A 14,566-nucleotide genomic window follows, 5' to 3' on the forward strand; every position below is an offset into this window, starting at 1 on the left:
GAATCCGGAGCTTTTTATGGTATAACGCTTTAATTATCAAAGCTTAGAATTTCCATCCTAATGTAAGGAAGAAATTATTTCTGTTACTTTTTACATCACTTACTGCATAAGCATCACTTTGGAAGCTGTTTTTAGCAGAATAATAAGATGAATCAAAATTACCATCCATATATCCTCTCATGAAAGGATTACTATATTTGGATGAGATATTCTGATAAGAAGCATCCACATAGAATGATTTGAAATCATATCCGATACCCAGTGAAAGTGTATTTCTGTCACTTAGCATAAGATTGCTGTAAGACTGATCACCTACAGTACCAGCATCATTAAATCTGCTGATGGTAAGCGCATCAAAAGGACTTGACTGGTAAGAATAACCACCTCTCAATCTGAACTGCTGTACTCTGTACTCAGCTCCTACTCTTACTTCTGAAAGATTCTTGTAATTATCTTTAAAGAAATCATTCAACTCTCTTTCTGCTCCTCCATATACTTTATAATCAGGTTTTGTAAGTCCAAGCGTATAGTCTACGTTCAAAGAGAAGTTTTTACTTGCTACAAAGGCAGCACTCACAGTTGCTTTAAGCGGTGAAGTAAACTTTCTGTTCTCAGCTCCCATATCATCCCCGTAAACAGGATCATTATAGAAATAATAATTTCTGTCTATTGTCCAGAATGTAGGCGTTTCAAGAGATGCTCCCACTCTGAAATTAGGACTTAGCTTTCCGATTACCCCTAATGAAGCTGAAAAACCAGAAGATCTTTCTGAATAAGGAGTATCTTGTTTACTGAATCCTTCTGTGGAATTATTGGTCAGATTTCTGTAAAACAAGCTGTCATACTGATCCAGTGAAGCATTGAAAAAATTGAAACCTGCTCCTAAATATAAATTATGATTATAGTTGGCACCTACCCCAAAACTCATCTTTGACAAGTTTCCATATCTTTCATACAGATGACCCGCCAATGCTGCATCTTTGGTAATATCATCTTTATCAAAAGCATAAACGATATTATTATTTCCCGGGGACTGGATGACATTGTCCAGAGTCTGGTTAGAAAAATTAATACCAATATTGATAAACTTCCATCCAGTTTCTGTCATTAAAGGAAAAGCAATTACTCCTCCTGCATTCCCAAGATCTCCTTTGGTTTTGCTATAATCTATTGTAGATCCTCCTAAAGAACTGGTGTTTTTATTTCCTAAAATAGATAAAGTTCCTGAAACCTCTCCTGAAATAGCGACTCCTAAACCTGCCGGGTTAGTAAGCAAAGAGTTTGCATCACCACCTAGCGCACCATTAGCTCCAGCCATCGCATTAAACTTAGCTGATCCCACCATAGGAGTACTTGAGTAAACCTCTACAGTATTTCTTATGACAGAAACATCCTGAGCCTGCGCATAAAATGCAGCAGAAATACTCATTAATACTAAAGATTTTTTTAACATTATTTTTTTATAGTTTATTAATTTGAAAATTATCTGAAGCCACCTCTGCCGCCGCCACCGGATCTCATTCCGCCGCCGCCTGAAGAACCGCCTCTGAAGCCGCCTCCACCAGAGTTGAAGCCACCACTGGATCTGAAACCTCCTGAATCATTAGATCTGAAGCCTCCATTATTGTTGTTATATCTTGGCTGTGGTTGCTGATAATTATAATTAGGTCTTGTTTGTGGTGCAGAATTACGGAATCCACCATTGGAATTCGTATTTCTGAAACCACCCGAATTGGTATTTCTGAAGCCGCCCGAATTGGTGCCATTACTGTTTCTGAAGCCACCATTTGAGTTTGCATCTCTGAAACCACCATTATTATTGGTATTTCTGAAACCACCGTTACTATTTCTGAAACCTGAATTAGCGGTATTGGTTCTGTACACTGCATTACCTACCCCTGTATTCTGGAATCCGCCTCCGCTGATACCACTTCTTCTGTAAACAGGTCTGTTGTAGTAGCCACCACCCCAGTAACCTCCTCCGTATCCCCAATATGGGTTTCCATAGTATCCGCCCCAGAATGGATCATAGTATCCTCCATAACCATATCCCCAGTATGGACTTCCCCATCCGATAGAGCCTCCCCAGCCCCAGCCGAATGATCCGCCCCAACCCCAGGACATACTTGCACCCCAGCCCCAGCCACGGTTCATACCCCAGCCCCAATACGGGCTATAACCACCATACCATCCCCAAGGAGATCCCCATCCCCATGAGTTGTTGTCATAATAGTTGGTTTGAGAACCTGCATAAAGTCCCCAATCTGAATCTGTAGCATTGGAGTTCCAGTTTGTATTGGTATTACTCCAGTCATTATATCTGTTTTGCTGCTCTCTGGAATTCGTTTGTGCATTTTGAATTACATTGGAATCCTGATAGTAGTCATAATATTCTCCTACTCTGTTTCCGCTATCATTAATGATAACTCCTTCAGGTAGCGTATCCTTATTGGGGTCGTAATACACCCCATCGGTCTCGCTATACCCTCCCATCTGAGCACCACAAGACACAAGTAATAATCCGCCTGATATAGCCAATACCCCTTTGGATCTTAGCAGACCAAGCAAATTTTTATGTATATTTCTTTTCATGATAACGTAAAAATTTTTAATTTAAATTATATTTGCAATCTGTACCAAAAATGTACCAAAATACTGGTAAAAAAATCTATCAAAAATAGATTTTTATTTTTAGATAACAATAATGTACAAAAGTTAAAAAAATTTTAAAAAATAATGGCAAAATTAACCTCAAGAAGCGAAGATTACAGCAAATGGTATAATGAGCTGGTTGTAAAAGCTGATTTAGCTGAAAACTCAGGCGTGCGTGGATGTATGGTGATCAAACCGTATGGCTATGCGATCTGGGAAAAAATGCGTGATGAAATGGATAAAAAATTCAAAGAAACAGGTCACGTTAACGCATACTTCCCGCTTTTTGTGCCCAAGAGCTTATTTGAGGCTGAGGAAAAAAATGCAGAAGGTTTTGCAAAAGAATGTGCTGTTGTTACCCACTACAGATTAAAAACCGACCCGGACAATCCTTCCAAACTGATTGTAGATCCGGATGCAAAACTGGAAGAAGAACTTATTGTTCGTCCTACTTCAGAAGCAATTATCTGGAATACTTACAAAAACTGGATTCAGTCTTACAGAGACTTACCAATATTGATCAACCAATGGGCGAATGTTGTTCGTTGGGAAATGAGAACACGTCTTTTCTTAAGAACCGCAGAGTTTTTATGGCAGGAAGGTCACACCGCTCACGCTACAAAAGATGAAGCTGTGGAAGAAGCAGAAAAGATGAATAAAGTATATGCAGATTTTGCAGAAAACTTTATGGCAATGCCGGTAATTCAAGGATTAAAAACTCCATCTGAAAGATTTGCAGGAGCTGATGAAACCTATTGTATTGAAGCATTAATGCAGGACGGAAAAGCTTTACAGGCAGGAACATCTCACTTCTTAGGTCAGAATTTCGCAAAAGCATTTGACGTAAAATTCACCAATAAAGAAGGAAAGATAGAACATGCATGGGCTACCTCATGGGGAACATCCACTCGTTTGATGGGAGCTTTGATTATGACACACTCTGATGATTTCGGATTGGTACTGCCTCCTACGCTGGCACCAATTCAGGTGGTGATTGTTCCGATCTTTAAAGGAGAAGAGCAGTTAGAACAAATCAGTGAAGTAGCTTTGGACATTCAGGCTAAACTGAGAGCTAAAGGTATTTCTGTGAAATTTGATAATGATACTCAGAACAAACCAGGATGGAAATTTGCAGAATATGAATTGAAAGGAGTTCCTGTTAGAATTGCAATGGGACCAAGAGATCTGGAAAATAAATCTGTGGAAATCGCGAGAAGAGATAATCTGACGAAAGAAGTTCGTTCTATTGAAGGGCTTGATTCGTACATTGAAGAGCTATTGAAAACAATTCAACAGGACCTTTACAATAAAGCATCTGAATTCAGAAAAGATAATATGACGAAAGTTGATACTTATGAAGAGTTCAAAAAAGTTCTCGAAGAGAAAGGTGGATTCATCTATGCTCACTGGGATGGTACAGCTGAAGAAGAGGAACAAATCAAGGATGAAACGAAGGCTACGATCCGATGTATTCCTTTGGATGACGATGTAGAAGAAGGAATTTCATTAATTTCCGGAAAACCTTCTAAGAGACGTGTATTATTCGCAAAAGCTTATTAATAATTTTAATGATTTAGAAAAAAATCGTTAATTTTTAAAGAAATATTCAAAAAAAAGTGACATTTGGACGGATTTTTGTTTAATTTTATCTCAACATTAATCAAAAAAATTTATTATTATGTCTTTAAATGTCATTGATTTAATTAAAGGACAATTAGGTCCCGCTTTAGTTTCACAGGCTGCATCGCAGTTTGGAGAAAGTGAATCCGGTATTTCTAAAGCAATTGGCGGATTATTACCTGCTGTAGTAGGTGGATTAGCCAATAACGCAGATAAGCCTGGCGTTGTGGATGCTATTACACAAGCCTCTTCAAGTGGAATTTTAGGAAATTTATTAGGTGGCTCGTCCAGCAATCCTATTATTTCGAACTTGTTGTCTTCAATTTTTGGAGATAAAGTAAGTGCATTAGTTAATTCCATTGCCAGTTTTTCAGGAGTCAGCAATACCTCTGCAGGTTCTTTGTTAAACCTGGTGACTGGAGCTACAGTAGGCACTGTTGGAAAATATGCAGCAGACAATAATTTGGGTGCTTCAGGTATTTCCAGCTTACTGAATGATCAGAAAGGCGTTATTTCTTCTTTATTACCAGCAGGTCTTTCTTTGGCTTCCTTTGGATTAGGAGCTGAAAATTGGTTTGGTCAGGCGAAAGAAACAGTTTCTTCAGTAACTTCTACTGCTAAAGATAACCTTGCAGAAGGTGTTGCTACAGCAAGAGAAAATGTTTCCGAAGGAGCTAGAGAAGTAAGAGAAAGATTTGAAAATAATAACAATAATAATCAAGGCGGAGGTTCAATCTGGAAATGGTTGCTTCCGCTTTTATTATTGATAGCCGCTGCTTATTTCTTATGGAAACAGTGTGAGAAAAAACAGACGACTACAACTACGACCACTACGTCTGATTCTGCAGCTACCAGCTCCACTACAGATACAGCAGCTACTACAGGAACAGTAACTCCTGCTCCTGCAACAGCTAAAACGGATGAAAACATTGATCTTAACGGAGTGATGTTAAAAGGTTACAAAGGAGGAATGGAAGATCAGATGATTACTTTCCTGAAATCCGGAGCTTACAAAAACGCCGCTGATGATTCAGCATTGAAAGATAAGTGGTACGATTTCGATCACGTAAATTTCAAAATGGGAAGTTCTTCTGAACTTGAAGCAGGTTCACAAGGACAGCTGGATAACTTAGTGGCTATCCTTAAAGCTTTCCCTGATGCAAAAATCAAAATCGGAGGTTATACTGACAAAACAGGAAATGAGGCTAGCAACGTAAAACTGTCAAAAGCCAGAGCTGAATTCATCAAAGCTGCTTTAGCAAAAGCAGGAGTTGGTGCTCAGGTTCTGGAAGCAGAAGGCTATGGAAGTCAATTTGCAAAAGTAGATGCAAAAGCTTCTGATGCTGAAAGAGCTGCTGACAGAAAAATGTCTGTAAGATTTGCAAAATAGTCTTTAGATTTAATAAAAATTAGATCCCGGGAATCAATTTCCGGGATTTTTTTATGCTATGATTTTTCTGTTTACATTTATTTAATTAAATTTGTTAGTCATTTCTAACATTTATGAATTTCAATATAAAAAGCGCCTGGCGAAAAGATAAAACAAACCATTCCTTATCAGAGGTTTATTCATCTATCAAAGTACCTAAAAATGCCACTTTCTGGAGAAAATATCTGGCATTTGCAGGACCAGGACTGATGATTGCTGTAGGCTATATGGACCCCGGAAACTGGGCTACCGATATTGCCGGAGGCGCTCAGTTTGGATATACACTCCTTTCAGTAATTCTTATCTCCAATATTTTTGCGATGGTTTTACAGCACTTATCTGTAAAGCTGGGAGTTGTTGCAGAAAGAGATCTTGCACAGGCATGCAGAGACCACTTTAGCCCTACGACCAATTTTATTCTGTGGGTATTCTGTGAAATCGCGATTGCCGCCTGTGATCTCGCCGAGGTTATTGGTTCAGCCATTGCACTGAACCTGCTATTCCATATCCCGTTAACCTGGGGAATTGTCATTACAACAGTAGATGTTTTGATTATTCTTTTACTTCAGGCCAAAGGCTTCCGATGGATTGAAAGTATTGTAGGTGGCCTTATATTTATCATTCTGGCTTGTTTCGTGTATGAAATTGTCATTTCACAGCCTGCTTTCAATGAGATTCTGGGAGGCTTGGTTCCACAAAAAGAAATTATTCAGAATCCGGCTATGCTTTATATTGCCATCGGAATTTTAGGAGCCACGGTAATGCCTCACAATTTGTATCTTCATAGCAGTATTGTACAGACCAGAGATTATACCCGTGACGCTGAAGGAAAAAAAGAAGCGATAAAATTTGCCACCCTAGACAGCACAGTTTCATTAATGCTTGCTTTCTTCATCAATGCAGCAATCCTTATTCTGGCAGCCGCTACATTCCATACTACAGGAAACGAACATGTGGCTGATATTCATGATGCCTATAAAATGCTGACTCCTATTCTGGGAGCTTCTATGGCAAGTATTGCGTTTGCCATTGCTTTATTAGCATCCGGACAAAACTCTACATTGACTGGAACGCTTGCCGGACAGATCGTCATGGAAGGATTCCTGAACATCAGATTAAAACCGTGGCTGAGAAGGCTTATCACCAGACTTATTGCTGTAATTCCTGCACTTATTGTTGCCATTCTTTACGGAGAACAGGGAACTACTGAATTATTGGTTTTAAGCCAGGTAATTCTATCCATGCAGTTGAGTTTCGCCGTTGTTCCATTGGTGATGTTTACCAATGATAAAGCCAAAATGGGTGAATTTGTCAATAAGCCTTTCCTTAAAATCTGTGTATGGATTATTTCCATCATTATCATTGTTTTAAACCTGTACCTGCTATACCAGACTTTTACAGGAGAATAGAAAATACAAACTATAGTTTTTAAATTGACTATTGGCCATTATTAAGTGAATGGTCAATAGTCAATTTTTGCTTCGCAAAGTCAATTTTAATTTCACACTACAACAAATTCACAAGCGTAGCGGATTGACTTATTCACAATTGACAAGTGAATGGTCAATGGTCAATTTTTGTTTTGCAAAGTCAATTTTTAATCTCACACTACGACAAATTCACAACCGTAACGGATTGACATATTCACAATTGACAAGTGAATGGTCAATAGTCAATTTTAATTTCACACTACGACAAATTCACTAGCGTAGCGGATTGACTTATTCACCATTGACAAGTGAATGGTCAATAGTCAATTTTTGCTTCGCAAAGTCAATTTTTAATCTCACACTACAAAAAATTCACTAGCGAAGCGGATTGATATATTCACTATTCACCGCTACTCATTTTTCTGCCTTAATGTCCAGATTTTGGATTTGGCAGGCTCTTTGTCAAACAATCAGTAAATAAATATTGAATTATGGAAAACCAGGATATTAACGAAGAAAGCATCAATAATCACGAAGAAAACACTGTTCAGAATGACGCAACGTCTCAGGACAATGTGACAGCTGCTCCTTCGCCAGAGGAACTTTTGGCAGAGGAAAAAGACCGTTACATCAGATTGTATGCTGAATTCGAAAACTATAAAAAAAGAACGAGCAAAGAGAAGATGGAATTCTTCCAATATGCCAACCAGGAAATGATGGTTTCAATGTTAGGAGTTTTGGATGATTTTGAAAGAGCTTTAAAAGAAATCGCTAAAAACGGAAATCCGGCTGACCTGCAAGGTGTAGAGCTTATCTATCAGAAATTCAAGAATAAACTTACTGAAAAAGGCTTACAAACAATGGAAGTAAAGGCTGGTGACAGCTTTAATGTTGATTTCCATGAAGCGATTACTCAGATCCCTGCTCCATCAGAAGATTTGAAGGGAAAAATCGTAGACGTTATTGAAACTGGATATACTTTAGGAGATAAAGTAATCCGTTTTGCAAAAGTAGTAACAGGAAATTAGAATTCATAAATGATAAATGATGAGTGATAATTGATAAATGTTTCACTTATTAGCTTTACAATATCTTTTATCATCTATCAACAATCAATTATAAAATTGTCATGTCAAAAAGAGATTATTACGAGGTTCTTGAGATCAGCAAATCTGCATCCGCCGACGAAATAAAAAAAGCATACCGTAAAATGGCCATCAAGTTTCACCCGGACAAAAATCCCGGTGATAAAGAGGCTGAAGAAAAATTTAAAGAAGCTGCTGAGGCTTATGAAGTTCTGAGCGATGATCAGAAACGTGCAAGATACGATCAGTTCGGTCATGCCGGAGTAGGTGGAAATGGCGGTTTCGGAGGCGGTGGCTTCGGAGGCGGAATGAACATGGAAGATATTTTCAGCCAGTTTGGAGATATTTTCGGTGGAGGTTTCGGAGGATTCGGCGGTGGCGGCGGAGGCCGTCAGCAGGTAAAAGGTTCTAATTTAAGAATCAGAATCAGGCTGAATCTTGAGGAAATGGTAAACGGTACTCAGAAAACCATTAAAGTAAAGAAAATGAAGATGGCAGAAGGCGCCACTTCAAAAACATGTCCTACCTGTAACGGTTCTGGTGTTCAGTTAAAAGTAATGAATACCATGTTTGGCCAGATGCAGACTCAAACAACGTGTAGTACTTGCCAGGGAATTGGAAAAGTTGCTGACAAAATTCCGGCAGGAGCTAATGCCCAAGGCCTTATTAAAGATGAAGAGGAAATTACCATCAATATTCCGGCAGGAGCAAGAGACGGTATCCAGCTTAATGTAAGAGGAAAAGGAAATGATGCCCCATTTGGTGGAATTCCGGGAGATTTATTGGTGATTATTGAAGAGGAAGTAGATCAGGTGATCAAGAGAGAAGGTGATAATCTTCATCAGGAACTGTATGTTTCATTTGCTGAAGCCGCTTTAGGAACTAAAAAAGAAATTCCTACAGTAGGTGGAAAAGTAAAAATTACCGTTGATCCGGGCACTCAATCCGGAAAGATCTTAAGATTGGCTGGAAAAGGACTTCCAAGTATCGACAGCTATGGTAAAGGAGACATGTTCATCCACATCAATGTATGGACGCCGCAAAAGCTTACTAAGGAACAGAAAGACTTCTTTGAAAAGCAGATGTCCAGCGGAGAAATGGTTGCAGAACCCTCCGGAAAGGAAAAAACTTTTTTTGATAAAGTAAAAGATTTATTCAATTAATATAAGAGAGGCTTTTTAAGCCTCTTTTTTTATGCTCTTTAATTTTTTATATTTTTGTCCATTATTTGATTGACTCAAAAGACTTCTGGAAATCCATGGATACAAGAACAATATTTTTAAATGCCTGTAACGAAATCGCCACTCAGCTTGATGGCTTCAAAACACTTGAAAAAGGACAAAGGCTTAAGAAAGTATCTCTTGATAAAGATATCTATTTTGAAATTTATTTTCAGTCGAGTTTTAGGAATGATTCTTCATCCATTCAGCTCCTTCCTCATATTACTATCTATTCTAAAATTTTAAAGAAATGGCAGATAGAGCAAACTAAAAATGAATATGCTCAGGGATTAATTTTTGGAAATCAGATAGGGTATTTAATGCCCTATAATAATTGGAAAGAATGGAATTTAGCAGGATTGTCTTATGAAAAATCAATTCTTGAAATCACAGAAAATATAGAGAAATATATACTTCCAATTTTCGAAATTTTTAATTCTAAGAAAATCGCCATCGAGTTTTTAAAGAACAAGGGAACAAAGTTTAATCAATGGTCAAAAGATTCAATTTCTCCTTTAGATTTCCTTCTATGTTTTTCAGAAAAAGAGACCTCTGAAGTTTTTCTAAATAATTTTGTAAACAGCTGTCCATATAAAGGGAAAATTCTTAAACTTTACGAGAGTCTAAAAACGGAAAATGAAATTGATCTCAATTATTCTGAATTTCATGGAGCTCAAACCATTAAATTAGCCTACATGAATGGGTTGAAAATAAAATAAGGTTAGTACAAAACTATATCTTAATAAAGGATAAAAATCTCAGAAATGCCTATGCAAAAAATGCGATTATAACTTTTAATATATCAACCGATAAATTCTCTACATGTATTAATAAAAAATCCTGCACTCTCACGAATACAGGATTTTTTGGTTATTTAATTCTAATTCTGTTTTATTTTTTGGTTGCCAGAGCGTAAATCCCTTTTCCTAAAGTAAATATGGCAACCGCTACCAATCCGCCAACAACGCCAAGCGTAAGCTCTTTTAAAACATCCGGCCAGGTTGGAAGTATACCATGAAGAAATTCTACTCTGTGTAGAAAAATTCCACCAGCAACCATTATTAAAGCAATTGTTCCGACAACTCCTAATATTTTAATAACAATAGGTAAAGCCTTCACTAATAAATGCCCAAGCCTCCCGAAAAAACCTTTATCATTACTTTTCTTTATTAATTTAAACCCTGCATCATCCATTCTTACGATCAAAGCTACAATTCCATAAACTCCAACAGTCGCAATAAATGCAACCAAGCTCGTTACTAAAATCTGCGTAATGAAGGGATGACTTTCTTCCAATACGGTTCCTAAAGCAATAATAACGATCTCGATGGATAAAATAAAATCCGTTGTAATGGCCGATTTTACTTTCTCTTTTTCTATTTCTTCAGAACTTTTTTTATCTTCTTCAATTTCCTCTATAACTTCATGACCCTTTTTGTCACGGTGAAAAAGAAATTCTATTACTTTTTCAACCCCTTCAAAGGCCAGATAGAATCCTCCAAGGATCAATACATAATTAATAGCCGGAGCATACAACCAATTAAGTAAAAAAACGATGGGAAGAATGATCAGTTTATTGATAAAAGAACCTTTTGTAATTGCCCATAAAACCGGAATTTCTCTTGAGGAAAGAAAGCCTGTGGCTTTTTCTGCATTTACAGCCAGGTCGTCTCCTAAAATTCCTGCTGTCTTTTGGGTAGCGACCTTACTGGTAACCGCTACATCATCCATCAATGCTGCAATATCATCCAAAATAGCAAAAAAGCCTGATGCCATATTTTAATAATTTTTTAATCTTTGTTAAGTTCAGCAAAAATAAATATTTAATTCCGTTTTTGGATTCATAATATGACAATAATTTTGAAAATTATGAGAAAGATTAAGCAATGCTCCATTTTCAATATTTTATATCTTTGTTTAAAATCTATTCCATGGATGAAAACTGGGAAACCCAGCTACAAAGTATCTGGCTAAAACTTGGAACAATAAGCAGTGAAGCGTTTATTCAACAAATTAAAAATCATGTAGAATTACTTACAGTGGCAGATTCCCGGGCTATTGCAGATTTTGAAAGAGCCTGCGCTTTTGACTCTACCGGACATGAAAAAGAGGCTGAACCTTTGTACAGATCTGCGCTAGATAAAGGACTCACCGGTTTACGAAGAAGAAGAGCAAGAATTCAGCTGGCAAGTACCTTACGAAATAATGGGAAAATAGAAGAAAGCATCCATATTTTAAGGGAAGAAAAAGCTAATGAGTCTGATGAACTGAATGATGCGGTAGATTCTTTCTTAGCACTGTCTCTTTCCTCAGCAGGAGAGCACAAAGAAGCACTATCTATCGCTTTAAAAGCACTATCAAAACATTTGCCCAGATACAATAATTCTTTAAGCCGCTATGCTGAAAACCTTTAATTCTAAACTATATTCCGGCGTTTCAACCAGATATGACATTCAAGTCCAGTCCTTACAGACACAGAATTGTACACGATCAATATTAAGCTTAATTTTAACCGTTTTTTAAAACCTGATACTATGCGACGTCAATTTCAATCTTTAGCTTTAGGATGTTTATTTTGTCTGTTCAGTACCATCTGCCCAACTTTAAAAGCTCAGACAGAAACTTATCCCAATACTATTAATCAGGAAAAGAAAAAACAGGAAATAGACAGCATTATACAAGCATACGCTGCCATTAATAAGTTTAATGGAACCGCCCTAATCCATTATGAGAACAAAAATATTTTCGAAAAGTCATACGGCTGGCAGGATGCAGAGAAAAAGATATCCAACCAGAACAAAAGTGTATATCAGATTGCATCTTTAACCAAATCATTCACAGCCCTGGTTATTGTAAAACTAAGTGAGGAAGGGAAACTTTCTTTTAAAGATCCGGTTTCAAAGTTTATTCCCGATTATCCGAGAGGAAATGAAATTACGATTGAACACCTGCTCACCCACACGTCGGGTATTTATGAAGTACTGCGAAATAAAGAATATGTCAGCCTGCTTCACACCGGAAAATCAATAGCCAAAAATAAAGAACTCTCCTTTTTTAAAAATGAACCCCTGGATTTTGAGCCCGGCACTCAATTTTCGTATACCAATTCAGGATATATTGTATTGGGACTCATTATTGAAAAGCTCACAGGACTTTCCTATGAAAATGCTGTAAAAAAAATCATCTTAAATCCTCTGAAGATGAATCATACCGGATTTAATTACATGGCTTTGAAAAGTACTTACAAAACAGTTCCTTATTCTTATATTTCAAAGACAAGACAGGAAAAAACTGAAGTATGGAATTCCACATTAACCGGTTCTGCAGGCCAAATCTATAGTACTGCCGAAGACCTGTACAATTACTATATCGGATTGAGAGATTATAAAATTGTATCCAAAGAAGTTTTTAAAAAAGCTATCACACCTTATTTAAGCGGTTATGGCTACGGTTGGTTTATTGATGATCTTTACGGGAAAAAACTTATTAACCATGGTGGAAATATAGAAGGCTCTACAAGCTATTTTGCCATGCTTCCTGAAGATGACCTCTGCATTATCCTTTTGAATAATATCACAAGTAAAAAACTGGAGAAAGCAGGAAATACTATTTTAGCAGCCCTGTTAGGACAGCCTTATACCCTTCCACAGCCCAAGAAAGACATCACTCTGGGATCTGATATTCTTAAAAAATATGTTGGTGACTATGCTCTTTCTGATAATAATGTTATTCATATTCTGGACGAAAACGGTCAGCTTTTTATACAGAACAATAAAGATCCTAAAGTAAGAATGCTGGCTGAAAAAGAGGATGTATTTTTCCTGCAGGATGATGACACCGAAATTACTTTTATTTTCAAAAAAGGAGAAAAGGATGTTATTACGATCAAAAAAGGGCTTTCATCAAAGACCGCAGAACGACTTTAAGTCAACATTAATCATTTCATAATCAATAGAATTTTTCGTAAATTTAAGTAATGAAAAAGCTCATTCTCAGGTATCATTTTTTTGTCATGGGATGCATTGGTTTCCTCTTGCAGTCCTGCAATACCAAATTCAGAGTATGGGTTGGTCCCGGAGGTCAGCAGAAGATTTACAATTTGAAATATGGTGAGCATAAAAGACAGAAAATGGATGTCTTTCTTCCCAAAGATTATGCTGAAGATTCTCCTGTAGTTCTTATTGTTCACGGCGGAGCATGGACGTTAGGTAAAAAAGAGCATATGATTCAGGTTCAGAAAATGCTTTTTGAAAACCGGATTCCGAGTATCAATATGAATTATAGATTGGTTTCTACCAAAGAAAAAATCACTTATAAACAACAGCTTGAAGATATTGCCCTGGCTATTGAAAAATTCAATTCTCTAGCAGAAAAGGCGGAACTTCAACCCAACAATTATATTCTTTTGGGAGAAAGTGCAGGTGGGCATCTGGCCTTACTTTACGGATATCAGTATCCCGAACAGATCAAAAAAATCATCTCTTTAAGCGGCCCTACGGATTTTTATAGCCCGGAATATCTTAAATCTTTTTATTCCAAATACACCTCTCCTACTTTTCAAAAGGTAGTAGGAACTAAATTTGACCGGAAAAATATATCCGAAGCTTTCAAAGAAGCCAGTCCCATCGCCAATATTACCAATGTACCTACCCTGATATTTCAGGGAAATAATGATATACTGGTTAATCAGCACCAGGGAATTGCTATGGATTCAGCGCTTACAAAAATGAAAGTTCCACACAAATTCATTTTCATGAAGGGCGCCGGGCATGCTCCAAGGTTTTTCAGCAAAAGAAAAAGAGACAGCATTATCTATCCGAATATTCTGGAATGGATTAAAGAATAGTTATCTATTTAAATAATTAAACAACTATTCTAACCACTTCGTTCATAAGAATCTTTTAAATATTCAGTATAAAAAAAACAATTTTTGCCTGGTAGATGTATTTAAAAACGCTATGGGCGCAAAAGAATTTTAATGCTTATATCTCTCGGTCGCAAAGACACTTCGTTCAGCTAGGCAGGTGACTTAGCTAAGTGAAACGCCTCTGCGAACGAAAAAATAACAGATCATCATAATAATCTTGCGAGCTTTGCGGGGTAAAAAAAAAATTCTTATGCATAAAAAAG

At 37.1% G+C, this 14,566-nt stretch carries 12 protein-coding genes; 9 read left to right on the forward strand and 3 right to left on the reverse strand.

Annotation, left to right across the window (positions count from 1 at the left end; genetic code table 11):
- Positions 1 to 43: 43 nt before the first annotated feature.
- Together JOE44_RS09840 and JOE44_RS09845 are read right to left on the reverse strand one after the other, a co-directional pair.
- The gene (locus JOE44_RS09840) at positions 44 to 1,453 is read right to left on the reverse strand and encodes a hemin receptor (protein WP_209785443.1); all 1,410 of its coding nucleotides are present in this window, start codon (positions 1,451 to 1,453) and stop codon (positions 44 to 46) included.
- Between the two features lie 29 nt (positions 1,454 to 1,482).
- Positions 1,483 to 2,592 carry a prolyl-tRNA synthetase gene (locus JOE44_RS09845; RefSeq protein ID WP_209785444.1) on the reverse strand — a complete coding sequence of 370 codons (1,110 nt, stop codon included), beginning with the start codon at positions 2,590 to 2,592 and terminating at the stop codon, positions 1,483 to 1,485.
- Positions 2,593 to 2,736: 144 nt separating this feature from the next.
- On the opposite strand from JOE44_RS09845, the gene proS reads away from it, so the two are divergent.
- The 6 genes from proS to JOE44_RS09875 all read left to right on the forward strand — a co-directional run bounded on the left by proS (position 2,737) and on the right by JOE44_RS09875 (position 10,155).
- The gene (gene proS, locus JOE44_RS09850; RefSeq protein ID WP_209785445.1) at positions 2,737 to 4,212 is read left to right on the forward strand and encodes a proline--tRNA ligase; all 1,476 of its coding nucleotides are present in this window, start codon (positions 2,737 to 2,739) and stop codon (positions 4,210 to 4,212) included.
- A 118-nt stretch (positions 4,213 to 4,330) separates the two neighbouring features.
- Complete coding sequence (locus JOE44_RS09855) at positions 4,331 to 5,662, forward strand: OmpA family protein (RefSeq protein WP_209785446.1); 1,332 nt, start codon at positions 4,331 to 4,333, stop codon at positions 5,660 to 5,662.
- Between the two features lie 113 nt (positions 5,663 to 5,775).
- A complete protein-coding gene (locus JOE44_RS09860) occupies positions 5,776 to 7,110 on the forward strand; it encodes an Nramp family divalent metal transporter (protein ID WP_209785447.1) in 1,335 nt (444 codons plus the stop codon).
- 512 nt (positions 7,111 to 7,622) lie between these two features.
- On the forward strand, positions 7,623 to 8,159 hold the full coding sequence (locus JOE44_RS09865; protein ID WP_209785448.1) for a nucleotide exchange factor GrpE: 537 nt from the start codon (positions 7,623 to 7,625) through the stop codon (positions 8,157 to 8,159).
- A gap of 101 nt (positions 8,160 to 8,260) precedes the next feature.
- Positions 8,261 to 9,379 (forward strand): molecular chaperone DnaJ, encoded by a 1,119-nt coding sequence (gene dnaJ / locus JOE44_RS09870; protein ID WP_209785449.1) that lies wholly within the window; start codon positions 8,261 to 8,263, stop codon positions 9,377 to 9,379.
- Between the two features lie 95 nt (positions 9,380 to 9,474).
- Positions 9,475 to 10,155: a DUF4304 domain-containing protein gene (locus JOE44_RS09875; RefSeq protein ID WP_209785450.1), complete on the forward strand. Its 681-nt coding sequence runs from the start codon at positions 9,475 to 9,477 to the stop codon at positions 10,153 to 10,155.
- A 172-nt stretch (positions 10,156 to 10,327) separates the two neighbouring features.
- On the opposite strand, the gene JOE44_RS09880 is transcribed toward JOE44_RS09875, so the two are convergent.
- The gene (locus JOE44_RS09880) at positions 10,328 to 11,212 is read right to left on the reverse strand and encodes a DUF808 family protein (RefSeq protein ID WP_209785451.1); all 885 of its coding nucleotides are present in this window, start codon (positions 11,210 to 11,212) and stop codon (positions 10,328 to 10,330) included.
- A 155-nt stretch (positions 11,213 to 11,367) separates the two neighbouring features.
- Here JOE44_RS09880 and JOE44_RS09885 point away from each other — a divergent pair, with 155 nt between their 5' ends.
- The 3 genes from JOE44_RS09885 to JOE44_RS09895 all read left to right on the forward strand — a co-directional run bounded on the left by JOE44_RS09885 (position 11,368) and on the right by JOE44_RS09895 (position 14,282).
- Positions 11,368 to 11,850, forward strand: coding sequence for a tetratricopeptide repeat protein (locus tag JOE44_RS09885; protein WP_245169750.1), 483 nt, complete (start codon positions 11,368 to 11,370; stop codon positions 11,848 to 11,850).
- A 120-nt stretch (positions 11,851 to 11,970) separates the two neighbouring features.
- Complete coding sequence (locus JOE44_RS09890; protein WP_209785453.1) at positions 11,971 to 13,362, forward strand: serine hydrolase; 1,392 nt, start codon at positions 11,971 to 11,973, stop codon at positions 13,360 to 13,362.
- Between the two features lie 50 nt (positions 13,363 to 13,412).
- Positions 13,413 to 14,282: an alpha/beta hydrolase gene (locus JOE44_RS09895; protein ID WP_209785454.1), complete on the forward strand. Its 870-nt coding sequence runs from the start codon at positions 13,413 to 13,415 to the stop codon at positions 14,280 to 14,282.
- Positions 14,283 to 14,566: the final 284 nt, after the last annotated feature.

It is taken from the genome of Chryseobacterium sp. PvR013, from assembly GCF_017833095.1.
GTDB lineage: Bacteria > Bacteroidota > Bacteroidia > Flavobacteriales > Weeksellaceae > Chryseobacterium > Chryseobacterium culicis_A.